Consider the following 26,527-nt stretch of genomic DNA (forward strand, 5'->3'; position numbering starts at 1 on the left):
CAAGTGAGAAAAGGTTTTCTCAGCTATTGTGGCCGGTCTGAGGCCGATGAGTAGAGATGAACCGGTATCAATGATGAGCCGGCTTCTGATCGAAGCCATGCGCGGTGGGCTTGTCAGTGTGCGATCACAATCACTTACAGATATCCGACATGGTCGCCGAACGGGACATCCTCATCCAGGTTGCCGCTGCCGATGCGGTCACTCTCGCCGGACAGGCGTTCTTCGTCCGGATCGGAAGCCTCTGCATGGGGGTGGGAGGAATGATGGTCCAGATGCCGATCCGCTGCCCGATCATCATCCGCATCGATACGATCTTCATCGCTACCGGCGGTATGGTGATCGTCTTTTTTCCCATTGCCGGCGGTGATCTTTGCCTGTCGCTCGGCGACCCAGGCATTGTCAGGTTCGGAGCCGATGGAGGTGCTGTGGTTCACGTGTGTGGCCGAGGAGGCTGCCGTGGGCGAGGTGGGCGCAATCTTTTCGACCATTGAAACTCCCTGGCTTATGGCCCGACTGGCGGCCTGGCTATGATGTCTGTCGCCCAAGCGGGTGCGCATGGGGATCGATGCTGATCTGGTCGCGGCCCTCATCTTGGCCGCGTAGAGCGCCAGATCGGCTCTGCGATAGATATCATTGGCATAGTCTCCGCTCATGACACAGGCAATACCTGCAGAAAAACTGTAGCGGAAGCTGAGCTGGTCAGCCAGCGGGCGAGACTGCCTGACGGCAACCAGCATGCGATTGACAATCTCTGCCGCTTCCTCGGGAACCGTGTTCGGAAGAACCAAAACAAACTCTTCGCCGCCGACGCGACCGAGAATATCCGTTTTGCGCACCATTTTCTGCAGCGTGGCCGCGAAATCCTTGAGAACGGCATCGCCGGCAGTATGGCCAAAGCGGTCATTGATATACTTGAAATTGTCGATGTCCAGAACCGCGAGGCAACCGACCTTCTCTTGTTGGTTGCCATAGCTGCGCACCAGCTCCTCAAGCTTCGACATGACGAAACGTCTGCTCGGGATACCGGTCAGCTCGTCGGTCTGGGAGGCTTTGATCGCGCTGTCGCGATCTTGCCGCAGCGTCCTCTGATCGGAGCGGATCGATGTCACGTCACTTGCGACACAGAGCATCCAGCCATTGGTCTGCATGGTCTCGGTCATCCACAACCATCGGCCGTCATGAAGATCGGTCTCAAAGGCGCGAAATCCGCTTTTGCCTCGACGGGCAAGCGTCGACAGCAGCCAGCTCTCAAAGTCAGCCGCGGCAACAATCGTTCCGCGGCGGCGTTAAAATTGCGCCGCATCAGCTCGGACCAGAGTGGTTGTTCGTCCTCTGCGATAAACCAGGCATCGCGAAATGCGCGATTGGTAAAACGCAACCGGTCATCCTGGTCGTAGACCGCAACCATGACGCCCGCAGCTTCCATCAGCTGCGCCATTTGCAACATCGCTTCCGTGTCACCCAAGGTCATCATGCCCTCAGAACAGATCATCATCTGCTTGAACTATCTGCCTGGCGTGAAGAAACAGTTAGCTGGTTTGCATATGCACAGGTGGTTCTGCGCCGTCACCGCTGGCTGATCGCGATTCCGCCTGTAATGGACTGCGAATTCTTCCTATAAGTGGAATAATACCTTCCACGTTCTGCCGATTAACGGATTCCGGTGAATGGCTATGTTGGTGCCAGGCCAGCAAGGGCTGTTGGTGAATTTGTCAAAACGGAGAACTGAGATGAACAGACTGATCCTTTCCCTGATGCTGGCAACCGTCAGCATCGCTCCCCTTTCCCAAGCCGTCGCCGCTCCTGCCCAGCAGGTTGCGATCACCCAGCAGGTGCCGGTGACAGTGCACTATCGTTCGGCCAAGATAGATGGCGTCGACATGTTCTATCGTGAAGCCGGCCCGGCCGACGGCCCGGTCGTCCTGCTTCTGCACGGCTTCCCAACATCCTCGCACATGTTCCGCAACCTCATTCCGCTGCTGGCAGATCGCTATCACGTCATTGCGCCCGACTATCCGGGCTTCGGTCAGAGTGATGCACCCGATCACGCCAAGTTCGCCTACACCTTCAGCCATTATGCCGACATGGTCGATACGCTGATGACCCAACTCAGCGCCAAGAAATACGCCATGTATGTCATGGATTACGGCGCACCGGTCGGCTACCGTCTGGCTCTCAAGCATCCGGAACGGGTGAGCGGGTTGATCGTCCAGAACGGCAATGCCTATGAAGAAGGCCTGCGTGAGTTCTGGGATCCGATCAAGGCCTACTGGGCTGACGATTCGAAGGAGAAGCGCGAGGCGCTCTCCAATCTGGTGGTCCTCGATACCACCAAGTTCCAGTACACGGACGGCGTCAAGGACCTCACCCGCATCAGCCCCGACAACTGGGTTCACGATCAGGCCTTGCTCGACCGGCCGGGTAACAAGGATATCCAGCTCGACCTCTTCCACGATTACGGCACGAACGTCCCGCTCTACCCGCAGTTCCAGGCCTTCTTCCGCGAACGCAAGCCGCCGACGTTGATCGTCTGGGGCAAGAATGACAAGATCTTCCCGGAGGTCGGCGCACATCCTTACCTGCGTGATCTTCCGGACGCTGAAATGCACCTCCTCGACACAGGTCATTTCGCCCTTGAAGACAAGCTGGATGAGATGGCGCCCCTCATCCGCGATTTCCTCGATCGCAAGATCGCAAAGTAACAATCGCCTACATGAAGGCCCGCGCATTCAGAGATGAATACGCGGGCCTTTAGTTATCAATTGAAGTGCCTGTTGGATCTCAGCTTTTCCACCGAAAAATCGATGAAGCTTCGCACTTTTGCCGAAGCATACCGGCCTTCCGGATGGATGACATGGATCGGCAAAGCCTCCTCCTCATGCTCAGCCAGGATCGTGCGCAATTCGCCGGCCTCAAGCTGCGGCGCAATCTGGTAGGACAGAACGCGCGTCAGGCCCCAGCCGGAAGCCGCCGCCGAGATGGCAGCCTCGTTGGTGCTGCAGAAGAGACGGGGACTGACGTGGACGGTTGACTTCCTGTGCACACCAAAACGCCATTCGAGCGACGTCCACGCACTGGTAGAGGCGACAATGCGATGGTTCGACAGATCGCCGGGCGTCATCGGAACGCCATGCTTTTCAAAATAGACAGGGGATCCGCAGATGACGCGTCTCACCTGGCCGACGCGCGTCGCGGTGAGGCCGGAGTCGGGCAGATGACCGATGCGGATCGCGACATCGATACCTTCTTCGACCATGCCGACAACACGGTCGACGAACAGGCCGCGACCGATCACATCAGGGTAGAGATCCAGATATTCGGTCATTAGCGGCAGGACGAACATTGTGCCGAACATGGCAGAGGTAGTGACGGTGAGAGTGCCCGTCGGTCTGCCGTAGGCGCCGGCTGCGGCAGCTTCCGCCTCCGAGAGATCGGCGAGCAGCCTCTGGCAGTCTGCAAAATACTGGGCACCTGCTTCTGTCAGCTTGACGGACCGCGTCGTGCGCGTCAGCAGGCGCGTACCGATGATATCTTCCAGGGCAGACACCATGCGAGTGACTGCGGGAGGGCTCATGTGGAGTTGCCGTCCTGCGTCTGCAAAGCTCTCGGCCTCCGCGACCTTCACGAAGACCCTCATTGCCTGCCATCGATCCATGCGGTTCACACTGTCTTCAAAAGCTTAAGTCCCTGACAGAGATTTAAACGCTTTTATTCCGATCGCAATCTATCGGGCCCATAGCGGCAAGCCGCCGAACGTCCGGCTTTTGATCTCGCCGTCGACGGCTTCAGCTTCTTGACGAGGGCTCGCAGTTCCGAAGCGATGTCGGGAGCGCCGAAAGCCTTCAATTGCCGACTTGCGAGGGCGCCTGCCGCTCCGTCACCGGCTTCTATCGCCAGCGCGAATTTGACGGCGATTTCGACAAACAGGTCGAAACTGCCTCCGCGCTTTGCAGCGTCGATTTCAGCTCCACTTAGCGCCATTTGCTTCGCCTCGAGCTCCAGGGATCGAAGAGCGTCGAAATCGCTTCTCGAACTTGCAAGTGCAAGTTCGATTTGTATGCGCACCAGGGGAGTGATGAAGTTCTTGCTCAAGCCATTCTCCATAGGCTGCGATAGCCATCGTCTCTTCGGTCACCGTTTGGAGCCTGCCGGAAGATATTGCTTGACGCTTGGTAGGCGGGGCCGTTCGCAGACGGAATATTGTCGGTGGAGCAATACACCCGGCCGCAGGCAGCCTGAACTGACATTCTGCTGAAGGCTTTCTTCCCCCTGACGCAACAATCGGACGAAGCTACCTCGCGAAGCCTCTCCGCAAAACGGACCCACACCAAAGAACAGTTCCTGACATTGGGAGGCTCTGCTAACCGTCGCAAAGATCCGACTGAGTGCTATAAACCAAGACAACCGAATACTGCTTCGAGGAACGTCATGCCCCAACCCGTCCTGTTTTCCCCCTTCTCCGTGCCCAATCTCGAACTCGCCAACCGAATCGTGATCGCGCCCATGTGCCAGTATTCGGCCGTCGACGGCTGCATGACGGACTGGCATCTGATCCATCTCGGACAGCTTGCGCTTTCCGGCGCGGCATTGCTGACTATCGAAGCGACCGCTGTCGTTCCCGAAGGACGCATTACCTTTGCCGATGTCGGCCTTTACGATGACGCTTCCGAGGCCGCGATGGCTCGTACGCTCGAAAGCATCAGGAAATGGTCGGATATGCCGATTGCCGTGCAATTGGCGCATGCCGGCCGCAAGGCCTCGACCGAGGTTCCCTGGAGAGGCGGCGGTCAGTTTTCGCCGACCGATCCGAACGGATGGCAGACCGAAGCGCCTTCCTCTCTCGCTTTCAACCCGAACTATGTGCCGCCGACTGCACTCGACCGCGATGGCATGAAGCGTGTCCGCGATGCCTTTGCAGCTGCCGCGCGGCGGGCTGCGAAAATCGGCATTGATGCCGTCCAGATCCATGGCGCCCATGGCTATCTGCTGCACCAGTTCCTGTCGCCTTTATCGAACCAGCGAACTGACGAATATGGCGGCTCGCTGGAAAACCGTGCTCGATTTCCGCTGGAGGTTCTCGATGCGGTGAGGGATGCCTTTCCCTCCGATCGGCCGGTGACGATGCGCGTTTCCGCCACAGACTGGGTCGAAGGCGGTCTGGAGATTTCCGAGAGCGTCGAATTTGCCAGGATGCTCGAAGCGAGAGGCTGCGATGCCATCCATGTATCGAGCGGCGGCCTGCATCCCTCTCAGGCAATCCCGATCAGCCCGAGCTACCAAGTGCCGCTCGCCCGGGCAATCAAAAGCGCCGTAAAAATGCCGGTCATCGCCGTCGGCCTGATCACCGAGCCGACGCAGGCCGAGGCAATCGTTGCGACGGGCGATGCAGACCTCATCGCGCTTGCTCGCGCCATCCTCTACGATCCGCGATGGCCGTGGCACGCAGCCGCCGAGCTCGGCGGGCAGGTGAAAGCGGCCAATCAATATCTCCGTTGCCAGCCGTCGCAGCTCAAAAACCTGTTTGCAAAATAAGATGGAGCGCGAATATCCCGCGCGAGGATAACGCTGGCTGCGTGATCGTCTAAGCTGCTGTCTGGCATTACGATTATGATGTACCCTTCCTGCCACGTTAAATGGGCAGGGAGGGGCTCATGACCGTTGCGGGCACAGTAATTGTCGGCGCAGGCCCCGCCGGGCTCGCCTGTGCGGCAGCGCTCGGGGCCAACGGCCGCTCCCAAGGCGCATTCAGGGCTGCCCGGAATGCCCATGCCGAGGGCGTTTCCAAGATATCCGTCGCGACTGCAGGTGATCGACTATTTCGAAGCCTATGCGCGCGCCAACGATATCAGGATACGGTTTGGCAAATCCGTCATCAGCGTCAGGCAGGGCCAAGACTGGATCGTCGAGACGAATGACGGAGACGCCTTGGAGGCCGAAACCGTCGTGATCGCGACCGGGCTTTCCAAAGCTCCCATAAAGCCGGTCTGGAAAGGCCAGGAAAGCTTCACCGGAAAGCTCCTGCATTCCTCCGAGTTCAGCAATGCGGGAGCACTCGGCGCGCGCAGGGTGCTTGTCGTTGGTTTTGGCAATTCGGCCGGCGAGATCGCGCTCGAATGCGCTGAGGCGGGTCTTGAGGTCGGCATGTCGGTGCGTGGGCCGATAAACATCGTTCCGCTGGAAATGTTCGGAATTCCAACCGCGACAATTGCCATCACACAACAGCATTTTCCATACGGATTCGCTGACGCAGTCAATGCACCATTCCTGCGCTTGCGCTATCGCGACATGGGAAAACTGGGGCTGCAAAAATCCGCCAAGGGTCCTCTGACCAATATGGCGGAGAAAAGCCGCACGCCCCTGATCGATATCGGAACCATGGCTGAGATCATAGCTGGCAAGATCAGGATATATCCAGGCATTGAAAGCTCGGATCGTCAGCAGGTGCATTTCGTCGATGGCCGATCGGCGGATTTCGATGCGATCATCCTGGCAACGGGCTATCGGCCCTCGCTGGAGACAATATTGCCTGATTTCGCCGAGAAGTTTGAGGGCGCGGAAAGGCCGAAAAGAAGAGAACTCCAGCCCGGGAATGACGGCATGTATTTCTGCGGATTCAACACGGCCTCCACAGGCCTGTTGCGTCAAATCGGCATCGAGGCCGTCAGCATTGCCCGATCGAGAGCAGAGCGCTGAAGACAGTGCGCTTCTATGGGAGCATCCGTTCATTAACGTTCATGAGGTGAATCGATGAAGGTGTTGGGACTACTGGTGACGATGCTATGCGTGTCCTGGCCAGTTCATGCTCAACCGGTCGACCATCGTCCCGCATTCCGTGTCACCTACGGCGTCTTGCTGGATGGCAAGGAGCCGAAAGCAGGAAGCGCTTACTGCTCTTCCGACAAAACCTGCACGCTGATAAACGACGCAGATGTTCAGCTCAATCTACGAATGTCTAGCGGTCTTAGCGGCGGCGCAGAGCTATCCGTGATCTGTCGACCGATTGACTGTTCGTTTTCCGGCAGAATGCCGAGGGTAACGGTGCGCGACCACTCCACCCTTTATCTCGTTCAAGGACGTGACTTCGGGGTCGTGCATGATCTCGTCGCCAGGATTAATCGAACCGTGGGTAGCGTCAGACTTGACATCCGGAAGGCGCCGTAAGTCTGTAAGTAAGCATACAGACCCCACCGCCCCTATCTCGTATGGTGCTGAATGCTCGGTGCAGCCTTCGAAACAATCTCAGGGTAAACCAGCCGGCAATGAACACGACGATCAGCCCAGCGAACGAGTACAATGCTGGATAGATCATCACGTACAGTGCATCATCACATTGCTGGCCCCAGACTTCGGAACAGCCCCGATTGGAATAATCGGCCCATGCCACGACGGCCAACAGCCCGAAACCCAGGAACGACATCAAGCCAATAGTGCTCGCAAACGCGGCTGCAACCAATATGGCCATTTGCCCGAAGTTACTCGGGGTGTCGTTGGTCATCGAAGCCCCGCTGTTTCTTGCGCAAGTACGATTACAGCGACTTTATCATATCCGCAAACCTACCGCCCCGTCATCACCTGCCGGGGAGACGTCAATATTTTAGGTTGCAGCGGTCGCGACGTAACGTTAGGGGAGTTCATCGCTCTTCCCACAAGAGCGAACGGGGAGTGCGGTCATCTGCGCACTCTTTTGACGGCACTCCCCACCGGCTCCCGCGTATCATTTGTTTCCTAAAGCGGCGACGAGCTATGAATTCCTCAAGATAATGGGGCGATCGATTCTGCGAGGCATTTATGGACGGTTCAACGGAGCCAACAAGATTGCTGCGTGTAAAGTTCCTCGCAATTTTTGTTTGTTCCTGGTTTCTGCTTGGCTTTTTATCGTCGGCTGTGGTGGCCGTTTTCAATTTCGTTCCGTCTGCCGAGTGGGTGGCAGAGACAAATCGTCTACGAACTATCGCGGGCTCCATGTCTGCGGTACTTTTTGTCTGGGGCGTTTGGAAAGGTGGCAAACAGTTGCAAGGGAAAAAACTGACCCGCGTCCTCACCGTCATAATCAGCCCTTTGCTGGACTATTTTGTGGGGGGCAATATCCTATTAGTTTGGCCGTTGCTGCTCCCACTGATCGCAGGCCACGAAGTTGCGCTTCCGTTTACGGTACAGGGAGCAACCGGTCACGGTGCAAGGAACTGCCGCACTCCGGTCGATTTGGAAGACATGCCTTTTCTTATCGACCGAGTGTGCAACGTTCCTGAGAGCATCAGATCCAGTTTAACACCGGGCATTGGCGTCCTCGTACTCGGCTGGGGAACGCGTCTTGGAGTGTGCGCGCGTGAGGTGAGCCTAACTTCAACCGGACCGGAGTTCTGAGCGCCTCGGCCCGCACCCGCACGCTCGATCATCATATGATGGCGTTAATATTATGCATCGGCCGCGACGCCGACGGCTTCGGATAGATCCAAAGCGTAGCCAGAGCGCGAATGCTCGAGCTTTAAGTGGGACGAACTATCCAACCGTCGAGACAGCATGGACCTGCATGTCATCTCGCACTTCATAGAACTTGTTCCCGTCGACGTATATAACGTGGCAAGTTGGCTTCTCGCCTTTGGCGGTTGAGCAAGCCTTGTCGCCCTTGAACGACAGCTTATTTTTCACGTCACTTATCTTCCCGTCCACGTTGGCCTTCCCGGTGATCGTACCCTTCTTCCAGCTCCACACCAGATCGGCGCTGACGGGCTTCTCAAAGTCGAATATCTCGACCTTCACATGCTTGCCGTCGGCCAAGGCTTTAAACTCTTCCATGGTGACCTTCTTGGCCCCGGGAGGAAGTTCCACGGCATACGCGTTTGCCCCCGATAACAAGAAGGCCAGTGCACCAATGCATGAAAGTAAATTTCTCATGGCGAGGTCCTCCACCCCAGAAGCAGGGTAAACTAAAATACCACCCATGGGTTTGTCCTACAACCAAACACATCTCCTCAATATGGAGAGGGTAGGACATTGCTCTTGCTGCAACGGACTCCCTTAAACTGGTCCGGCTCGGCCAGCGCCTCAATGCGGTTGGAGATTTCAATGGACGACGGCGACTACGGTAACGCCCACTTCGCCGGCCGCCTTGACGATTGCATCTCGCAACTGCCGCGGTGTGGCATTCCCGACCATCACGCCGACGCACGCTCTCATCGCGGCAAAATATTCTTCGCCGTCGTTAGAGGGCCAATCCTTGATCAAGGCGTTCGCGGCTTCCTGAGCTGTGCGGACAATCACTCGCTTGCTTCCGCCTTTGATAAAAAGGACCACGGGATCAAACGCAATTGACGTATCCCAATCCATTAAAATTTCTCCACGCATAAATAGCAATTAGTCGATTTTCAGCAGGATACACCACCTTGCGTGGATTAGTATGGGGCGGGCGTCGCATTGGAAGGACAGGGACAAGGATGGCAGATGACATGAGCAACAACAACGACGCCCACCGTGTCTATACGGATGCCATCACCGCCCAGCTTGGCGAGCGGGTCACCAATCTCGGGCGCCGGCAGACCGACTTGGAGTCGGGGGTACGATCCGGCTTCAAGAACATCCACACCGCCGTTACGTCCCTTGCGAACGAAACGCGCGCCTCGATCGCCGCGCTATCGAGCAATCTAGCAGAGCGGAACAAGCCTCAGTGGCAGGCGCTGGCGTAGCCCTGACGGTTGCCGCCATGCTGGGTGGGCTGGCCTATCTTCCGATCCGTGAAGCCACGAGCGACCTGAAGCAGTCCGTCAGCATCCTGACCGACAAGATGGTCACACAGGGTGAGCTGGAATGGCGAACGACCCGATCGGCGGAAGACCGCGCGAGGACCGACGGCGCCGTGAAGGAGCTGGACCGGGTGTTCGGCAGCTATGATCAGCGCTTCACCGATCAGCAGCGGCAGATCGACGAGGTGAAGACAGCGCAGGGGGCAGTTTATGGCGCCCGGGATGTGATCATTGAATTGCGCGAGAACCAACAGAGGATCGAACGCGAGTTATCAACGATCAGGGCGGCCCGCAGCCCGGCAAGCCCGTAGCCTTGGCTTATCCTTGGCGATGGCAATGACAGAAGCGTCTGGGATTCGAGCCTCAAATTTGTTCGGCCCATCAGCGTCCGTTGCATGCTACGTAAGCCTTAGGTAAGACTTGATGCGCCAAATAGCTTTGGCGAGGGAACATGCACGGCCGTTGGCAACCGCTGCATGAAAATCATGCTATAAACGTTATGGCACGGGTCATATCGTTTGCGGAGCCGATTCCAGCGCCGATGTTTCGTCGCGCTTTTTTCAACGCGCATCGTAATTCCCGCCTAAGACACGTCCCTAACGACGTCGTTAAACACGTGCCTTAGGCCATAAGGTCCTCACGCGGCAGGCGGTGCCAATCGGGCGGTTACTCTGCTCAGCAGTTGCATCTCTTTTCTCACTCCTGCCGGCGCCCGCGGTATGTCTGAGGGATGCCAGCTGCTTCATGGCACTGAGCAAGCGTCTCCAGCCATGCAGCTAACCCCAACGGCACTTCAGCATTCCCGGCTTCCAGCGCCTCCACTCACGACAGATCGCATTGCAACGCACTCGCAAGATTTATTGGCGCCCAGCGGATATGCAAAAGTCATTCTGTGAAACGAGCAGGGGTCATGGCGGCTCCAATTCCTGTTACTCGACGCGGTTGCATCGGTCGCGTCCAAGTCAATCAAATGGTCGTCGTACCGGACTGTATGCGGCCGAAGATGTCCTCTTGGGACTGAGGGACAAGCTGAAAGCGGCGAGGGCGCCGGTGGCTTGTAACGCCCGCCGCAACAACATCACGCGTGTCACCTTTCCCTCATCGCCTCGGAAGACACTTCGGCCATCGGCGAAAACAGGTATTCAAGGATGCGCCGACTGCCGGTCTTTATCTCGACCGACACGGCCATACCGGGGGATAGCGCTATTGAAGTGCCATCCACGTTTATGCTGCCGACGTCTGGCACAACGGTGATCGGGAACACTAGGTTCTGAACCCTCTGCGCGTTGCCGATCGGCATGGCACTCTGCAGCTGCTTGTCAGGCTGACCTTCGAGCTGCTGCGCATCGGGCTCGGGAATGGCGTCCGTCGCAACCCGCGTCACTTTCCCCTCGATCACCCCGTAGCGCGTGAACGGAAAAGCCTGCACCTTGATCACAGCTAGCTGACCGGGCGCGACGAAGCCGATGTCTTGGTTGGGCAAGTAGGCCTCGATCTCCAGCGCTGCATTTTCCGGCACGACCCGCATCAACTCCGATCCGGCCATGACGACCTGGCCGACGGTCGTAATGGCAGACGTCTGCACCGTCCCGTTGATTGGGCTTTTGATCGTCATGGCGTCCAGCTTTTTCTGTGCCCGGATGAGCTGCTGCTCTTGGTCGTCGATTTGCCGCTCCGCCTCCGTCTGCTTTTCGACATTCTCCGCGATGAAGGTCTTTATCGCCTTCTCGCCCTCGCTGGTCGCAACTGCAAGGGCAGCAGCGGCTTCATCGGCCTGACCGATCTGCTCGGCGAGATCCGCCTCTGCGCGCTGTTTGGCCTCCATCGCATCGATGACACCGGCACGAGGACCAGCGCTCGATTCCATCAGCTGGGATCGCATCGTCACCCGATCATCCATGGTTGCGATCAGGTTCTTCTGTGCGGTCACCATGCGATTGAACCGGCCAAGCGACGCGAGCTGCTGTTCTCGTTGCGAGGATAGATTGGCAAGCGACGAGGCCAGTTGTTCCAGCGATGTCTGGAACTGCGCCTGCTCGCGGCGTCTGATAGACAGAGGAATATCCTCGCCGAAGGTAAGTGGGACGGAGATAGTCGATGAATTGCTCCAGATGCCGCCACGCTGCCAGGCCTCGACCTGCGCTCTCGCGGCTACGCGTCGGATGACCTCGGCTCTCAGCGATCGCAAGCTCGCCAGCAGGGCATTAACTTCTGCCCTGGTCTCCGTCGGATCCAGTTCGACGACGATTTCGCCGGCCCTGACCTTCGATCCGTTGGTAACGGGGATCGCGGCGGTCTTGCCGGTTTCCAGCGACTGGATGACTTTCACGCGCCCCGTCGGCTGCAGTTTGCCCTGGGCGGTCGCGACGATGTCGAACCTTCCGAAGTAACTCCAGACGATCGCCAGGATCACGAACACGGAGATGAACCAGATGAGGGCGGCCCTGATCGGGGAGGCTGGTGTTTCGAGGATCTCAAGCGCTGCCGGCAGGAATGCAGTGTGATCGCGCGGTTTGCGCGGCGGCTTCTTCGGCACCTTGGGCGGGCGGACGGTCTGGTTCATGGCTGGACCGGCGCCGTCTGCAATTGCCACAGATGGGCATAGAGGCCGTTCTCGCGGGCAAGCAATGTCTCGTGTGTGCCCTCCTCGACGATGCGGCCATCCTTCATGCCGATAATGCGGTCGCAGTGGCGCACGGTCGCCAGACGGTGGGCGATGATGATCACGGTGCGTCCGCGCACGATCTCACGCATATTAGCAAGGATGATGCGCTCGCTCTCATAGTCGAGCGCGCTGGTCGCTTCATCGAGGATGAGGATGGGCGGATTGGTGGCCAGCGCTCTGGCGATCGCCAGCCGCTGCCGCTGGCCACCAGACAAATTGGCTCCGCGCTCCTCGATGATCGTGTCATAGCCGCGCGGCAGCTTCGATATGAACTCGTCAGCACCGGAAAGCCGCGCCATCTGCATGGCGGCGGCGCGCGACATTGCCGGATTGACCAGGCAGATATTGTCGTGGATCGTCCGGTTGAACAGCATGTTCTCCTGAAGAACCACGCCGATGTTTGATCGTAGCCAGGCGGGATCGACCTGGGCGATATCCTGACCGTCCACGAAGACCTGGCCGCTATTGGGGATATAAAAGCGCTGCACGAGCTTGGTGAGCGTCGACTTGCCGGAGCCGGAGGGCCCGACAATGCCGATCACCTCGCCGGGTCGGACGGCAAAGTTGATGTTCTTCAGAACGTCCTGGCCCTCGGGCGAATAGCGGAAGTTGACACCCTTGAAGGCGATCGCGCCTTTCGGTTTCGGCAGACTGATGGCGACGGCAGGGCGCGGTTCGGCCGGCGCATTCAAAATATCGGACAGCCGGTCGATAGAGACCTGAACCTGCTGAACGTCCTGCCAGAGCTGCGACAATCTGAGGATCGGCTGGGACACCTGGCCAGCGATCATGTTGAAGGCCACCAGCGCGCCGACCGTCAGTTCCCCATCGATGACAGCCTGCGCGCCGAGGAATAGAAGCGCCGCCGAGGTGATCTTGTTGACATATTGAATGGCGTTCTGGCCCTTGGCCGCAAGCATGGTCGCGGCGAAGGAGGACTGAACATAGGCGGCAAGCCGTTCCTCCCATTGCGCCGCCACGACCGGCTCGACGGCGGCCGCCTTCATCGTCTGGATGCCCACCACCGTCTCGACCAGCATCTGCTGGCTATAGGCGCCGCGCTCGAACTTCTCGTCGATGCGATCCTTCAGAAGCGGACGGATCAGCACGCCGATGGCAATATAGACCGGGATCGAGGCCACCACGATCCAGGCGAGCTTCGAGGAATAGGAAAACAGAACCGCGATGAACACGATGGTGAAGATAAGATCGAGGCCGGAGAATAGCCCCTGGCCGGTCAGGAAGGCCCGGATCGTCTCAAGCTCGCGCACCCGTGCGATCGTCTGTCCCGTAGCCCTGGTCTCGAAATAGCTGAGTGGCAGGTTGAGAAGATGGCGAAACAAGCGCCGACCAAGCTCGACGTCGATCCTGTTCGTCGTATGCGACAGCGCATAGGTTCTGAGATATTGCAGCACGACGTCGAAGAGGCCGACGGCGGCAAGCCCGACGACAAGAACGATCAAGGTCGAATAGCTGCGATGGGCAAGAACCTTGTCGACGACGACCTGGAAAAACAGCGGCGTAATCAACGCGAAGATCTGCACGATCAGTGAGGCAATCAGCACGTGGCCGAAGGCACGTCTGTATCGCCAGATCGCCGGCAGGAACCAGCGCAGGCCAAAGCTCTTGGGCGATGCCCCCGGTCCGGAGAACCGGCGCTGCACGAGAATGAACCGGCCGCCTGTTTCAGTAAGCAGTTCCTCGGGTGAAACACTGCGAGCGGAAAAGCCAACCGGATCGACAAGCCGGAAGGTCCCGTCGCCCATCGGGCCGCCGAAGACGGCAAAGGAGCCGTCTGCGAGCATGGCAATGGATGGGGCTGGCAATGTCGCGAGCCTGGCGGCATCACGAACCTGGATAACGCGGGCTTTCAACGCGAGGCTCTTCGCTGCCCGCAGGAGGTCGTTTGAGGTAGAGGAAGTCACCGCCAGATCTCTGGCGAGTGTAGCCGGCTGCGCCGCGATCCGGAAATAGCCGGCAATCGCACACAAAGCCGCAAGTCCACTGTCGATCATCTCGGCAGCGGGTTCATGCTCTACGGTTTTGTTTGTTTCGGCGACGGCTGGATCAGCAGTGATGATCACGGAGGCCGTCCTGCACGATTGGCGGAGCTGCGACGCACATCGACAGGATGTGCGTCGCCATAGTGCGAGCGGTCATAGCTAGGTTCACGCAGCGACACCGCTGGTGTTCTTCTGCCAGGCGAGGCTTGCATCTGCGACGATATGGGTCTGACCGTTTGTTGTCTCGTAGCTGCTCGTGCCCATAATCGCCGAACCGTCGTCGAAGGCCTGGCCACCGGCTGGGTTCGGGATCAGGTTGACGAGCTTAATGCCCGCCTCCGACATGGTCAGGAGTTCGCCGGCATCGCTCACACCGTTCTGGTTGCTGTCGCGCCAGATCCGGAACTCGCTCCAGCGGGCGTCGTTGGCGTCGAGAACATTGTCGTGGTTCGTGTCGAAGACGAGACGGAGGCCGTCGAGGTCGGAGATGTCGGACGTGGCGTCATTCTCCGGCCACAGTGAGAACGCCAGTTCACGCGCCTGGTCGATGATCCCGTCAGGCCCGGCTGAGCCGTCAGCACCAAGATCGATCGCCAGGAAGCCATCGTTCGGGCCGACCCAAGCAGTCTTATCCCGAACGCCGTCAACGTCCCAGTCGAACGTCGGCGTGGGGTTGGTGGCTGTCAGATCCAATGGGCGCAGATCGACATGGCCGTCACCGTCCAGGTCCAGCAATACTGGAAGGCTACCCTGAGATCCATCGTCGTAATAAACGGTCCGGGATCGCACTTTACCATATGGATCATAGTTCGTAACAATTCTATTCCAGTTGTATTGTTGGAGATAGTCGTATTGATTGAAGCTATAAATGGATTTCTTACTGTCGTCTCTATAATCCGACCACGATATAAGTGCACCGTTGTAATAGTATGAAGTTATAGTATAGCTGTAGGGAGCGGTGTTGTGTGGGTCATAATTGTAGACGTCGTATCCACCGTTGTCGTAGTAATTGATCTGCTGTGTCGTCGCACCCGTGTTGTCCTGAATGACAAGGTAGTAAGACCAAGATGCAGCATTAGTTGCGTCGTAGGTGTAATAATAGGTATATCCGTTGTCGTAGCGGACATTCCGGTTTGTCTGCCTGCCGGCGGCGTCATACGACTCCTCGATGTATGACCAATCGCTCGCGTTTGCCGCGTCATACTGGACGCGATAGCGCGTGCCGCTATCATTGTTTTGATCGATGACAGTCGTTCGGCCTGCTGCGTCCCAATACTGGGCATAACGGGACCAAGTCGCCGCGTTTCCCGGATCGAGGCTGACACTGACCCTAGTGCCGTCGTCCTGGTAGGATGTGGTGTTGGTCAGGCGGTTGCTGGCGTCGTAATATTCTTCAATGCGGCTCCAGGTCTGCGTATTTGTGGCATCGTACTTCACGGCAACGCGCGAGCCATTGTCGTTGATCTGATCGACAGTCAACTGCTTTCCGTTGCCATCGAAGGTCTGCCTGTAGGTTGACCAGCTCTGGGTATTGCCATTGTCCGTCGTCAGACGAGATGAGAGCACACCGAGCGCATTGACCTGATCGACCACGGTCTGCGTCGTTGCACCGCTGGCATTGAGGTCGACCTTCGTCAGCGTGATCGAGCCGTCGATGTGTTTCACGGAGGTCTCGGTATGGTCCGCGGTGCCGTTGTTGTCGGCATCCTTGCTGAGCTTGGTGATCAGTCCGTCGGCACTCGTCGACAGGGTGCCCTTGCCGACGGTGGCGCCGGCGGCCGTGGTTTCGGTCACGGCAGTTGCAATCGAGCCGTCGATCTGCTGGGTCGAGAGCATGATGACCTCGAAGACGCCGTCGCCGTCATAGTCATAGCGGGTCGTCTTGGTCTTGCCGTCGGCCGACGTCACCGTTTCCAGCCGCGCCGAGATCGCCTGCTTCCAGTAGACACCGCCGGACGAGAGATAGGAGACGTCGCGTGCGGTCGCATTGTTGGTCGTCACGCTCGTGGTGTTGCCGAAGAGATCCTTCGTCACCGTCTCCGTCTGATCGACCGTGTTGTCGCCGTTGACGTCTCTCGTCGTGGTGGTCTTCTGACCATCCGCCGACCATTCGATCGTCGACGTGGACGCCACCTTGTTGGTCACGAGGTCGGTATCGGTGCTGACCTGGGTGCGGCCGCCATCGGCGCGGATCGCATCGTTCACAACTCGCTGGCGGTCATTGGTGCCGTTGCCGTCGAAATCCCACAGGATCGTCGTCTGGCGCCCGTCGGCCGAGACTGTCGTGGTGGTCTTGTCGGCAAGCGTGCCGTCGGCCTTCAGATCGGTGATGACGGAGGTCTGGACGCCGGTACTGGCCGAGGTCACCTGCTGCCGCTGATCGATGACGCCGTCGCCGTTGACGTCGCGCTCGATTGTCACGCGTGCCTTGTCGGCGCTGGTCAGCGTCACGGTCCTGTCGGTGAGCACGTTGTTTGCATCGGTCCCGGTGACGGTCACGCGGGTTGCGCCATCGGCAAGCAGCGTTGTTTCCGTCTTCGTCCCCTTGTCGCCGAAGGTCGGCCGAGTATCGACCGTTCGGACGACATTGCCGGACTTGTCGACGGTGGTCACCGACTTGGAGATCACCGAACCGTCGGCCCTGAGGTTCGTCACCGTGCGGATCTTGGTGCCGTCAGCATTGAGCGCCGTGACATCCGTGGAGGTTTGAGAATAGGTGCCCGAGCCGGAGGGATCCCATTGCTGGCTGATCGACAGGCCGTTGGCGCTGGTCGTCGTCGTATAGCGGCTGGTGAGTGTGGTGCCGCTCAAGGACTTCACATCCTGCGTGCGCGAACCATCGGCATTCAAGGTCGTCGTATCGGTGGTCGACTGATCGACGGTGCCGTCGCCACCCTTGTCGAAGTCCCGCTGGATCAGGAGGCCCTTGCCGTCGACAGTCGTTGTCAAACTATTGGCAAGCGCCAACCCGCTTGCGCCGGCCACGGCTTCCTGGACTGTGGTCGTGCGTGCGCCCTTGGTGCTGATCGAGGTCGCAGAAGCGATCCGCTTGTCGACCGTGCCATCGCCGTTGCTGTCGTAGTCGGCGGTGGTGCTCAGGCCGTTGGCCGCGGTGGCCACCGTGGCCGAACTCTTGACGGTGCCAGTCGAGGTGAGATCCTCGAACTTCTGCTGCTTCGAGCCATTGCTGGCAACTGTCTCGGTGATGCGCTGATCGATGACGCCATTGCCGTCGACGTCCCTGGTGGTCGTCTTCAAAACACCATGGGCATCGGTGGTCGTGATCGTCCGGCTTTCCAGCGACCCGTCGGCCTTCAGGTAGGACAACGTCTCGGTCGTCGTGCCGTTCTGGGCGACGACAACAGCATCGGTCATCGAACGCTTTGTTGTGCCAGATGCATCCGCCCAACTCGTCGACTTGGTCTTTCCATCCGCCGAGGTGACCGTCGTCGTCGTCTCGACGAGCGCATTGTTGACGTCGAAGCGGGAGTAGACCTCCGTCACCGCCCCGTTTGCGCCGACCGAGCGCGTGCTCGAGTTCTGCTCCTCGAACGTGCCGTTGCCATCGAGATCGGACTTGCTGGTCTTGGTGAGGCCGTTGGCCGACACCGTCGAGACAGCGCGGCTGGCGAGTGTGCCGTCGGGTTTGTAGGTCTCGACCGTGTCGGTCGATACACCGTTTGCCGCAACCGAGATCGTCTCCTTGCGATCGATGGCGCCATCGCCATCGATATCGGACATCGCCTGACCGGTCTTGCCGTCGGCACTGACCGTTGTGGTCGACTTTGCGATTAGGCTCGCGTCTGCGGCAGTGACGGTATTGGTCTGTGTGATCGAACCATCGCTGTTGAGCGTCTTGGTCGACAGCACGCTGCGTTCGAAGGTGCCGTCGCCGTCTGCGTCGATGTCGGCCCGCACCTGCAGGCCGTTGGCGCTGGTCACGGCTCGGGTCTGGCCGGAGAGAGTGCCATTAGCGCTCTTCGTCGTCACCGTGTGTGTGCGCGAGCCGTCGGCTCCGAGCACTGTCGTATCCTGCACGGTCACATCGAAAGTGTTGTCGGCATTGAGGTCATGCCTGGTCAGGATCGAAAGACCGTTGCCGCTTGTCTGGACGGTGCTGCGGCTGAGCAGACTTCCATCGCCGGATTTGACATAATGGTTGTCGGTCCTGCTACCGTCGGTGCCAAAGGACGTAAAATCCTGGATTATTACGTCTCTTACGCCATCGCCGTTCAGATCGGTGTTGCTCTGTCTGACAAGGCCGCTCGCATCGGTCGTCGTCGTCACCTTGCTGATCAGGGTGCCATCGGCCGCCAGATTGCTGATGGAGGAATCGGTGTTGCCGCCGACGTATTTGTTGACGCTTTCGATCTTCTCATAGATCCCGTCGCCATTGGCGTCGGTGTTCACCGTTGTGTTCTGGCGGGTTGCGGAGGTAACCGTATAAACCTGACTGAGCAGCGTTCCGTCACCGCTCGTCGTCTTCACCGTTTCCGTTCGCTTGCCGTCCGCAAGCTTGGCAAGCGTATCGGTGATCTTGAGGTCGATGACGCCGTCGCCGTTGCTGTCGATTGTGACCGTCTGCGTGAGACTGTCGGCAGACGTCGTTGTCCGCGTCGAGTCCAACAGCGTTCCGTCGGAGCTTCTGGACTGGACCAGTTCCGTCTTGCTGCCATCGGCATTGGCCGTGGTCACATCGGTGGTGACAAGCTCGAACGTACCGTCGCCATCCCCATCAACGCTCGTTGTCTTCGACAGGCCGTCGGGGGCCGCAAGGACCGTGACCTTGGAGACGAGCGAACCATCCGCGTTCAGAGCGCTGACCGTGTTGTTCCTGTAGCCGTTGCTGTAAGTGCTGATCGACGTCACGACGTCGTTGACGCCGTCACCATTGGTATCGGCCTTTTCCGTGATCGTCTTGCCGTCGGCGCTGCGCGTCGTCACCACCTTGGAGAGAAGGCTGCCGTTGGCGGCAGACGTCTGAACAGTCTGCGTGACCGGGCCATCGGCTGCGACCACAGTGATATCACTTGCGACAAGGTCATAGACTCCGTCGCCCGTCAGGTCGGTGGAAGTCGTCTTCGATCGTCCGTCGGCGGATGAGGTCGTCAGATCCTTACCGCGAAGGGTGCCGTCACCATTATAGACTGACGACGTCACAGAGATTACGCCCCCAGTGCCAACTGTCGTCTGCGCCACCGTCTTGGTGTCGACATCACCGTCGCCATCTTCGTCGGCAGACAATGTGCTGGTCCTGTTGTCGGCGCTCGTGATCGTGACATCCCGGCTGAGCAACTTGCCGGCCGAGCTCTTCTCGTCGACCGTTTTAGTTCGCGTGCCATCGCTGCCGATGACGGTCGTCTCGGTGACGATCGTCTCCACCGTGCCATTGGCGTCCACGTCGACCGACGTCATCTTCGTCAGGCCGTTGGCGCTCGTCTCAACCGTCGTCCTGGTCTGCACCGTGCCGTTGATGCTGAGTCGTTCCGTCGTCGTCGTGCTCGATCCATCCGCATTGCGGACATAGGTCTGCCTCTGGTCGGCAATGGTGTCGCCATCCTGGTCCACCGACGTCGTCACCGTATTGCGGTCGGCGCTGGTCACCGTGGTCGTCTTGTCGGCAAGCGTGCCGTCGGCGTTGAAGTTCGAGACCGTCTTGGTAATCACGCCGCTAGCGACCGTCGTGACATTGGTCTGGGTGCGATCGAACGTGCCGTTGCCGTCATCGTCGAACTTGGTCGAGATGCTCGAGCCGTCGGCGCTTGTCGTGATCTGATTGTGGAAGGCCAGGCTGCCATCGATGTTGGAACCGTAAATATCCTTGGTCACCGAACCATCGGCATTCGTGACCGTCTCCGTGCGGATCTTGTATTGTGCGTCATCTGTGGCGAGCACCGCGTCGCCGACAGCGCCAGTCGTGCCATCGGCACGGGTAAAGGTCGTCGTGCCAGTAATGGCTGATCCGTCGGAGAACGTTTGGCCGCTGCCCGTCGGCGTCAAGTCGATCGAGGTGATGCCGAGGCTCGAAAGCGTCACCAACTGGCCGTTGACGTCCACCCTGAACTCGGACCACCGTGCATCGCCGGCATCGAGCTTGCCGTTGCCATTCGTGTCAAAGACATGTTTCAGCGCCTCGAGGTCAGTGCTCGCCGACGAATCCCACTCCGTGAACACGAACTCATTCGAGCGGCTGATCTTGCCGTCCCCATCCGCGTCAAGCACAAGCACGCCGTTGCCGCGACCTGCCCAAGCCGTCTGTTGCTGAAAACCGTTGCCGTCAACGTCAATGAAGCGCGGCGAAGATTCGAGAGATTCTACGTTGAAACCAATACCATCCAAGTCAAGGACAATCGGAGAGTTATAATCTCTCTGCCCCCAACCGTTTCCAGCGGGAGTGGGACGAAGCGGACTTCTGGGATTCGCCGGCTGCGAGTTCTTTGGCGAATTTTTTGATGGACTCTTTGGCGAAGGATCGGCAGCCCAGGTGAAGCTACCGTTACCCTTGCTAGGGTACGACGTATAAGATTTGCCACCCCAGTCGCCATACCCATCGGTGTACTGGTTGTCGCGTAGAGGCTCAGGCCGGGGCGTTGGTGTAACTGTGTATGCACGAGGAGTCGGTGTCGGTGTGAATCCAGACGGCCGCGGCGTCGGAGTAATATTGTATCCGCTCCCCGGTGAATTATAGCTGTAATTCTGTCCGCCGAAGTAGCCGCTGCCAGGCCCGCCTCCGAAGTAATAAGACCCGAGATTACCACTAAGTCCGAAATCGCGCGGAGATGAAAAGTCAAGGGGGCTAACTGGCGCAAGCGGGCTAACCGGCGCGACTGGCGGCGGAGTTAAAGGCTTGATATCGTCAGGTGTGTATTTGATCGGCTTGACGCTAGGAACGTCTTGTGGCGCGCCCACAGCTCCCATTCCATTCGGAAATGCCAGTTGGTTAGGCATACTGGACGGGGGCGTAGGTGCGACACCTCTAAGCAGTTGCTGAAGCTCTGCGACAGCATCCAGGGCGTTGGTTTCGGAACCCAACGGAATGAGACCGGTTTGGTCTCTGAGCCTGGCTGACGACCTGCCAGCGGTAGTAAGTGGCGAGCCGATCTGCGGATTAAAGATGCTGTCGATGTATTCCTCGACCGCTCCACCTCCATAAATTGATCCAACTACTCCAGCCGGTATGCCGACAAGGGGGGAGAACGGGCCCGTAAAGAAAGAGGACGCAACCGTTCCTGCAGCCCAGCCCGCGACAAAGCCGCCCGCTGCTGAGGCAGCCCCTTTTATCGCCCCATACGACCCCTCCTTTAGATATCCAAAACCAGTGCTCGAGAGGGCGCCAACAACCCCGAAAAAGCGAGCGTTGTGCTCTAGCAGCTCACCAGCCAGTTTCGCGTCGAAAACACCTTCCCTAAATGAAGAGACCCACACTGCCATGTTCATAGTGTTTTCTGTAAAAATTAAATTCTGATTTGAGCGATCCGCTTGAGCGCTCCAGTATTCTTTGGACCTGTTGTTTGAATCGGCCATAATCTTCTCCGGAGGGTTACTTGTGCGCGCGAATGTAAGCTGAGAGGCGGAAAATCAAGAGGTAGATTGAGAAATACACCGCGAAGATGTTCGCGCCGCTTCTGATAATGTTGCCGTAGACATCGACGGTGGTGGTGATACCAAATCTTCTGTAATTTTCAGAAATTGGGGTGTAGGCGAAAACAACTCCCAAAATTAGCATCACGAAAAAAAACAATAGCGTTCCGCGAATGTAATAATGATCGCTAGACCAAAACCGCGAGATAACAGCGATAACAGCAAATGAAAGCAGAATATAACTCATCGAAGATAACGAAAGGAAATATAGACATTTATCTTTCGATGGAATGTTATATTCATGGAATCCATCTATAATGGTGCGATTAGGTGGCCATCCGTAAAATAAATACTTGTTCGACGCATAGCTGCAGAGGGTCGACTCGGGGAGGGTGCTATATACACGTATGAGTATTGCACAACCGATCGCCGATGCTAACAGAAATAGAGTTATCAATATTATTTGGACTTCAAAGGGCCGCCGGTCCTTTTCTTCGGAGACGCGCACCTTCTCAAATATATTATTCTCAGGATCGCCCATATGGAATAATGTCCGAGTATAGATTAGTTGGCAATGTTTCTTCGTTCGAGCTCTTGCTTTGCTCGAAATGCACTGTGGAGATACCGTTGTAAAGCTGATTTTAGGTAACCTGAGGTTTATTGTTTTTCACTATTTTTTGTTAAATTCAAGTGGTCCTATAAAATTTTCTTCGCCTACTGCGTGTTTTGGAAAGATACTTAGGTAAGCCCGGCGATCAGGCCTCCAGCGTTTAGCCTGCACGTGAGATATCCGCGATGCGATTAGCTGCGTCCTCAACCAGCGTGACAGTATCTTAGGCGGTCACGCATCAACCTCCAAAGATTGCACTAATCCGATCGAGATCCGCTTGCATGATCTCTTCTGACACCGGTTCCTTATCGTTGAAGCGAAACCACTCTTTGGCGTCCCTTACGCGATCACCGACTAGGCCATCGTAGGTACCAAGCCTGCCTATCCACTCTCTAACAGTCTCCCGCTCCATGCGGCCCGCTTTGTAACGGTCGTGGACGGTTTTGGCGGAAGCCAACAGATCAGGGATGCTGTTCAACGGATTGCTCCCTGATTTAGCCGCCAGCACCGGGCGGCGCATCGTTCGTCAAATGCTCTTCATACTGTACGGTCTGCGATTCATCGACGTCGATCGATGCGCCGGTCGGAGAAGCAAGTCGAACTCCTGGGCCCCCCGATCCAGAGTAGTTTCCGTCGATCAAGCGGACGCCGGCGGCTTCAAGCGCAGACTCGATGTCCCGCAGCGTCCGATCATACGGTGTCGTTTTTTCCGCCTCGAAATTTGCCAACGTAGCTCGACCAACCTTTGCAGCATCGCAAAGGTCGCTCTGCGACCAGCCGATAAGCCCCCTCGCGGCGCGGCATTGCGCCCCAGAAATAGTCATTTTGCATCACCATAAACATTTTGTATTGACATCACGCCAACTCTAGTTATTTTGTATCGTGTTGTAACGAATGCACAGCAACTTAGCAACGAGGATGCGCCAATGACCATGCACCAAAGGATCAATCCGTCTGACAGAACTCTGCTGCCGCGCGGCCTCATCGAAAGACGAGGCTCCGCTGCACTTCCAGTAACACTGGCAGCCTCGCCCGTCCGCCGCCGCCGCGTTTTCCGCGCCAACCCCTGGCGGTTCAGCGTTGGACAGATGGTGCGCCTCGGGATGCTGCCTGGCATCGTTCAGGGAAGAAGAAGGACCACCCTTGGCAGGGAGGTCTACACAGTTCGCATTATCGGCGAGAACTACGGTCGCGAGTTTCGCGACATCCTCGGCACTGCTATTGCGCTGGAGCCGCACAGTGACCCGTCACATTCAAAACCGGATCAAACTACGTGAGCGGCAAGGCGGTAGGTGCTGTTACTGCCAATGCCTGATGGTGCTCAGCGACGAACTGCCATGGAAGCAGCCGCAAAACGCTGAGACGCTCGAGCACTTGCGTCGGCGATCAGAAGGCGGCCGGAATAATCGAGACAACATCGCCTTAGCCTGCAAGCGCTGCAATGAAGAGCGCGGCGGCATGGACTGGCTCCTTTATACGACATACAGGCGAGGGGAGCTCTGGGAATTGATGAGGCTGCGGCAAGCACCGCGCCTCGCGGCTAGCCGGTGGGGGCCGGCGCTGCCCGCTTCGTGCGAGCCCTGTCGCGGGCGGGCAGCATGAATACCAATGGCCGGCGCGTAGCGTTTTCTGAGTAGATCCGCCAGTCTTCGAATTGAGCCAATGCGGAAAACACACTTCGATGTGGCCGATCAACAAGGCAAAAAGCGTCGGTGACAGTTCCTCAAGGTCGCCATCGACAAGACGATTACAAATTTGTGCGCGAGCGCCGATCTGCACGATGTTCTTGTGACTGATTAGCGTTGCCTGAAGTCGATCAAAAGCGTCCTTGAGGCGAGGGGACGCGTTCGTCGCCGCCAAGTCCTTGTTGACGTATTCCCCGTGTTCCACCGCCGCCTCAAGGGCGGCCATCACGATATCGGCCTCTCGACCATACGCGCGCAGCGGCTGATCGACTACCTTCAAGACGTCGCCGTCGAACCCAAACTGAAATGCTGCCGGCTTCTGCCCTGGAGTTGCGTCCAACACCTCGTCCGGGCCGAGCTGATTGAGGCCGATCTTCAGACCAAGCAGCAGATTATTCAAGCTCGATCGGTCGAGGTCATTAATCGGAATGGCCGATAGCGTTACTTCCAGTGCAGCTATGTCCGACGCTCGCAGGCTGTCGATCTTGCTGAGAAGTCGCTGTACCTCCGCCCGGAGCCCGGACAAGTTTGCAGTGAAGTGGTCCTTCCTTTCGCGTTGCATTCGGCCGACGCGAGTATCCATTTCCTCCAGCAGATTGCGAAGTTTGTCTGGCTTCATCGTTTCCCTATCACCACGGACGCCCCGGCATTGTAAGGTGATGAAAGGCGGGGTGCTAGAAGATCCCGCGCGGCCGGACTTATCCACAGGAGTCGAACCGTAGAAAACGCGTTTTCAAAGTGGGGAGGGGAAGTGGGGAAGAAAGCGCCTGCTTCAGAAAACTCAACGAAAACAGGCGCGTATCTTCAAATATGGCTCCCCGGGCCGAGTACGTAGCCATTGGCATTGCATGGATGCGTCTCAGCAACTCTCCCATCTGGCGGTAAGCATTCTCAATATCCGGCTCAGCCATCCAGTCACGCAGCGAGCGGCCGGGTAGCAGCGGCAGCAAGGCGTAGCGCAGCGGCAAGAGGCTTCGCGACTCGTCGATCTCCAGCCACTTTGGAACGAGCGCTGTCAGCTCCGCGCACCAACCCGCCACAAGCCTCTCCTTCGCCGGCCCCCATTCGGGTTCGTCGGGATAGATTTTCAGCACCAGCGGTTCGCGGTTCGCGCCTGCAAGATCGATCCTGTAGACTTCCGTACTGCCGCCGTGCAGACGGGAAAAGCCGCCGGCGATAAAGCTGGGATCGAGGTTTTGGACGATCCGCTGAACTGTTTCCCTATCAAGCTCCAGGGTCATCCGTCTTTCTGGTGCCATGTTTAAACGCCCCCTGTGCGACGCCCGTGGCTGATTTTGAGAGGCGGTGCCAGAAATCACGAACCAGAAAACGCCGCCCGGATGACCGGACGGCGCAACGATTGATTCAGAGTGCTTTGACTTTTCTTGCTGGTCAATCTCGTTCGGCGCAAATTATGCTTTGAGCTGGACGAGTTGCTGGAAACCGGAATGTGTTTCAGGGAAGATCCCGACGCCGCCGCAGTGGACTGGCGATCATTGAGCCGAATACCCATATAGGCGTCAGCGGAGCGCACCTGACGATTCCCGCCCATCTTGCGCACATTTGGAAAGGACATGTCCATGACAACAGAACGTGCAGTACTTGCTGGCGGCTGCTTCTGGGGAATGCAGGACCTTATTCGACGGCTGCCCGGCGTTGTTTCAACGCGTGTCGGTTACACGGGCGGTGAAGTCCCCAATGCAACCTACCGCAATCACGGCAACCATGCCGAAGCGATAGAGATTATCTTCGATCCGCAAAAGACGAGCTATCGCGATATTCTGGAATTCTTCTTCCAGATCCATGATCCGTCGACCCGCAATCGCCAGGGCAATGACATTGGCGCAAGCTATCGGTCGGCAATCTTCTACGCAGATGAAAACCAGCGGCAGACGGCCGAAGATACGATCGCCGATGTGGATGCTTCCGGCCTTTGGCCAGGCAAGGTCGTGACGGAAGTCGTTCCCGTAAGCGATTTCTGGGAAGCCGAACCGGAACATCAGGATTATCTCGAGCGCATTCCAAATGGCTACACATGCCATTTTGCCCGCCCCGGCTGGAAATTGCCGAAGCGGCAGGCAAACGTCGCTTAAACTCGCTCTTCGGCGCGTTAAATTGACCCGACTTCGTTAGCGGTGGCCTCTCGGCCGCCGCTTTCATTTTAACCGTTCGATCCGATCTAAACAGCCGCTGGAGGTCATACATTTGTCCGCCGACAATGCGGATAACGTGTGTTATCGTTC

General features: G+C 57.9%; 20 protein-coding genes and 2 pseudogenes. 9 read left to right on the forward strand and 13 right to left on the reverse strand.

Annotation, left to right across the window (positions count from 1 at the left end):
* Window positions 1-134: 134 nt before the first annotated feature.
* Window positions 135-488, reverse strand: a complete 354-nt coding sequence (locus tag J2X71_RS12980; protein ID WP_310382486.1) for a hypothetical protein — start codon at window positions 486-488, stop codon at window positions 135-137.
* Window positions 489-525: 37 nt separating this feature from the next.
* Window positions 526-1,471: pseudogene (locus J2X71_RS12985) on the reverse strand (GGDEF domain-containing protein).
* A gap of 259 nt (window positions 1,472-1,730) precedes the next feature.
* Between J2X71_RS12985 and J2X71_RS12990 the strand changes: the two are divergent.
* Window positions 1,731-2,702: an alpha/beta hydrolase gene (locus tag J2X71_RS12990; RefSeq protein WP_310382487.1), complete on the forward strand. Its 972-nt coding sequence runs from the start codon at window positions 1,731-1,733 to the stop codon at window positions 2,700-2,702.
* A gap of 56 nt (window positions 2,703-2,758) precedes the next feature.
* Here the strand turns inward: J2X71_RS12990 and J2X71_RS12995 are convergent, their stop codons facing one another.
* Window positions 2,759-3,655: a LysR family transcriptional regulator gene (locus J2X71_RS12995; protein ID WP_310382731.1), complete on the reverse strand. Its 897-nt coding sequence runs from the start codon at window positions 3,653-3,655 to the stop codon at window positions 2,759-2,761.
* Between the two features lie 53 nt (window positions 3,656-3,708).
* A complete protein-coding gene (locus tag J2X71_RS13000; RefSeq protein ID WP_310382488.1) occupies window positions 3,709-4,092 on the reverse strand; it encodes a hypothetical protein in 384 nt (127 codons plus the stop codon).
* Between the two features lie 336 nt (window positions 4,093-4,428).
* On the opposite strand from J2X71_RS13000, the gene J2X71_RS13005 reads away from it, so the two are divergent.
* From J2X71_RS13005 to J2X71_RS13015, 3 genes are all read left to right on the forward strand, one after another.
* Window positions 4,429-5,532: an NADH:flavin oxidoreductase/NADH oxidase gene (locus J2X71_RS13005; RefSeq protein WP_310382489.1), complete on the forward strand. Its 1,104-nt coding sequence runs from the start codon at window positions 4,429-4,431 to the stop codon at window positions 5,530-5,532.
* A gap of 234 nt (window positions 5,533-5,766) precedes the next feature.
* Entirely contained in the window at window positions 5,767-6,693 is a 927-nt protein-coding gene (locus J2X71_RS13010; protein ID WP_310382490.1) for an NAD(P)/FAD-dependent oxidoreductase, read from the forward strand.
* A gap of 1,095 nt (window positions 6,694-7,788) precedes the next feature.
* Complete coding sequence (locus J2X71_RS13015; protein ID WP_310382491.1) at window positions 7,789-8,364, forward strand: hypothetical protein; 576 nt, start codon at window positions 7,789-7,791, stop codon at window positions 8,362-8,364.
* 135 nt (window positions 8,365-8,499) lie between these two features.
* Here the strand turns inward: J2X71_RS13015 and J2X71_RS13020 are convergent, their stop codons facing one another.
* Window positions 8,500-8,943: a hypothetical protein gene (locus J2X71_RS13020; RefSeq protein WP_310382492.1), complete on the reverse strand. Its 444-nt coding sequence runs from the start codon at window positions 8,941-8,943 to the stop codon at window positions 8,500-8,502.
* Between the two features lie 120 nt (window positions 8,944-9,063).
* Window positions 9,064-9,327 carry a DUF982 domain-containing protein gene (locus tag J2X71_RS13025; protein WP_310382493.1) on the reverse strand — a complete coding sequence of 88 codons (264 nt, stop codon included), beginning with the start codon at window positions 9,325-9,327 and terminating at the stop codon, window positions 9,064-9,066.
* A gap of 119 nt (window positions 9,328-9,446) precedes the next feature.
* On the opposite strand from J2X71_RS13025, the gene J2X71_RS13030 reads away from it, so the two are divergent.
* The gene (locus tag J2X71_RS13030; RefSeq protein WP_310382494.1) at window positions 9,447-9,683 is read left to right on the forward strand and encodes a hypothetical protein; all 237 of its coding nucleotides are present in this window, start codon (window positions 9,447-9,449) and stop codon (window positions 9,681-9,683) included.
* The gene (locus J2X71_RS13035) at window positions 9,665-10,051 is read left to right on the forward strand and encodes a hypothetical protein (RefSeq protein WP_310382495.1); all 387 of its coding nucleotides are present in this window, start codon (window positions 9,665-9,667) and stop codon (window positions 10,049-10,051) included. The genes J2X71_RS13030 and J2X71_RS13035 overlap by 19 nt, the downstream gene beginning before the upstream one ends.
* Window positions 10,052-10,827: 776 nt before the next feature.
* Here the strand turns inward: J2X71_RS13035 and J2X71_RS13045 are convergent.
* The 5 genes from J2X71_RS13045 to J2X71_RS13065 all read right to left on the reverse strand — a co-directional run bounded on the left by J2X71_RS13045 (window position 10,828) and on the right by J2X71_RS13065 (window position 23,423).
* Window positions 10,828-12,303 (reverse strand): HlyD family type I secretion periplasmic adaptor subunit, encoded by a 1,476-nt coding sequence (locus tag J2X71_RS13045; RefSeq protein ID WP_310382496.1) that lies wholly within the window; start codon window positions 12,301-12,303, stop codon window positions 10,828-10,830.
* On the reverse strand, window positions 12,300-14,420 hold the full coding sequence (locus tag J2X71_RS13050; protein WP_310382732.1) for a type I secretion system permease/ATPase: 2,121 nt from the start codon (window positions 14,418-14,420) through the stop codon (window positions 12,300-12,302). The genes J2X71_RS13045 and J2X71_RS13050 overlap by 4 nt, the downstream gene beginning before the upstream one ends.
* Window positions 14,421-14,573: 153 nt before the next feature.
* Window positions 14,574-20,636, reverse strand: coding sequence for a hypothetical protein (locus J2X71_RS13055; RefSeq protein WP_310382497.1), 6,063 nt, complete (start codon window positions 20,634-20,636; stop codon window positions 14,574-14,576).
* Between the two features lie 2,201 nt (window positions 20,637-22,837).
* Complete coding sequence (locus J2X71_RS13060) at window positions 22,838-23,077, reverse strand: hypothetical protein (protein WP_310382498.1); 240 nt, start codon at window positions 23,075-23,077, stop codon at window positions 22,838-22,840.
* Window positions 23,078-23,093: 16 nt separating this feature from the next.
* Window positions 23,094-23,423, reverse strand: a complete 330-nt coding sequence (locus J2X71_RS13065) for a helix-turn-helix transcriptional regulator (protein WP_310382499.1) — start codon at window positions 23,421-23,423, stop codon at window positions 23,094-23,096.
* Window positions 23,424-23,525: 102 nt separating this feature from the next.
* Here J2X71_RS13065 and J2X71_RS13070 point away from each other — a divergent pair, with 102 nt between their 5' ends.
* Window positions 23,526-23,876 carry a hypothetical protein gene (locus J2X71_RS13070; RefSeq protein ID WP_310382500.1) on the forward strand — a complete coding sequence of 117 codons (351 nt, stop codon included), beginning with the start codon at window positions 23,526-23,528 and terminating at the stop codon, window positions 23,874-23,876.
* Between the two features lie 37 nt (window positions 23,877-23,913).
* A pseudogene (locus tag J2X71_RS13075) lies at window positions 23,914-24,003 on the forward strand (hypothetical protein); the annotation flags it as partial.
* Between the two features lie 18 nt (window positions 24,004-24,021).
* On the opposite strand, the gene J2X71_RS13080 reads toward J2X71_RS13075, so the two are convergent.
* On the reverse strand, window positions 24,022-24,903 hold the full coding sequence (locus tag J2X71_RS13080) for a hypothetical protein (protein WP_310382741.1): 882 nt from the start codon (window positions 24,901-24,903) through the stop codon (window positions 24,022-24,024).
* A gap of 79 nt (window positions 24,904-24,982) precedes the next feature.
* Window positions 24,983-25,525: an aminoglycoside phosphotransferase family protein gene (locus tag J2X71_RS13085; RefSeq protein ID WP_310382501.1), complete on the reverse strand. Its 543-nt coding sequence runs from the start codon at window positions 25,523-25,525 to the stop codon at window positions 24,983-24,985.
* A 339-nt stretch (window positions 25,526-25,864) separates the two neighbouring features.
* On the opposite strand from J2X71_RS13085, the gene msrA reads away from it, so the two are divergent.
* A complete protein-coding gene (gene msrA / locus J2X71_RS13090; RefSeq protein ID WP_025668763.1) occupies window positions 25,865-26,377 on the forward strand; it encodes a peptide-methionine (S)-S-oxide reductase MsrA in 513 nt (170 codons plus the stop codon).
* The last annotated feature ends 150 nt before the right edge of the window (window positions 26,378-26,527 follow it).

Origin of the sequence: Rhizobium sp. 1399 (assembly GCF_031455475.1) — a bacterium.
GTDB lineage: Bacteria > Pseudomonadota > Alphaproteobacteria > Rhizobiales > Rhizobiaceae > Rhizobium.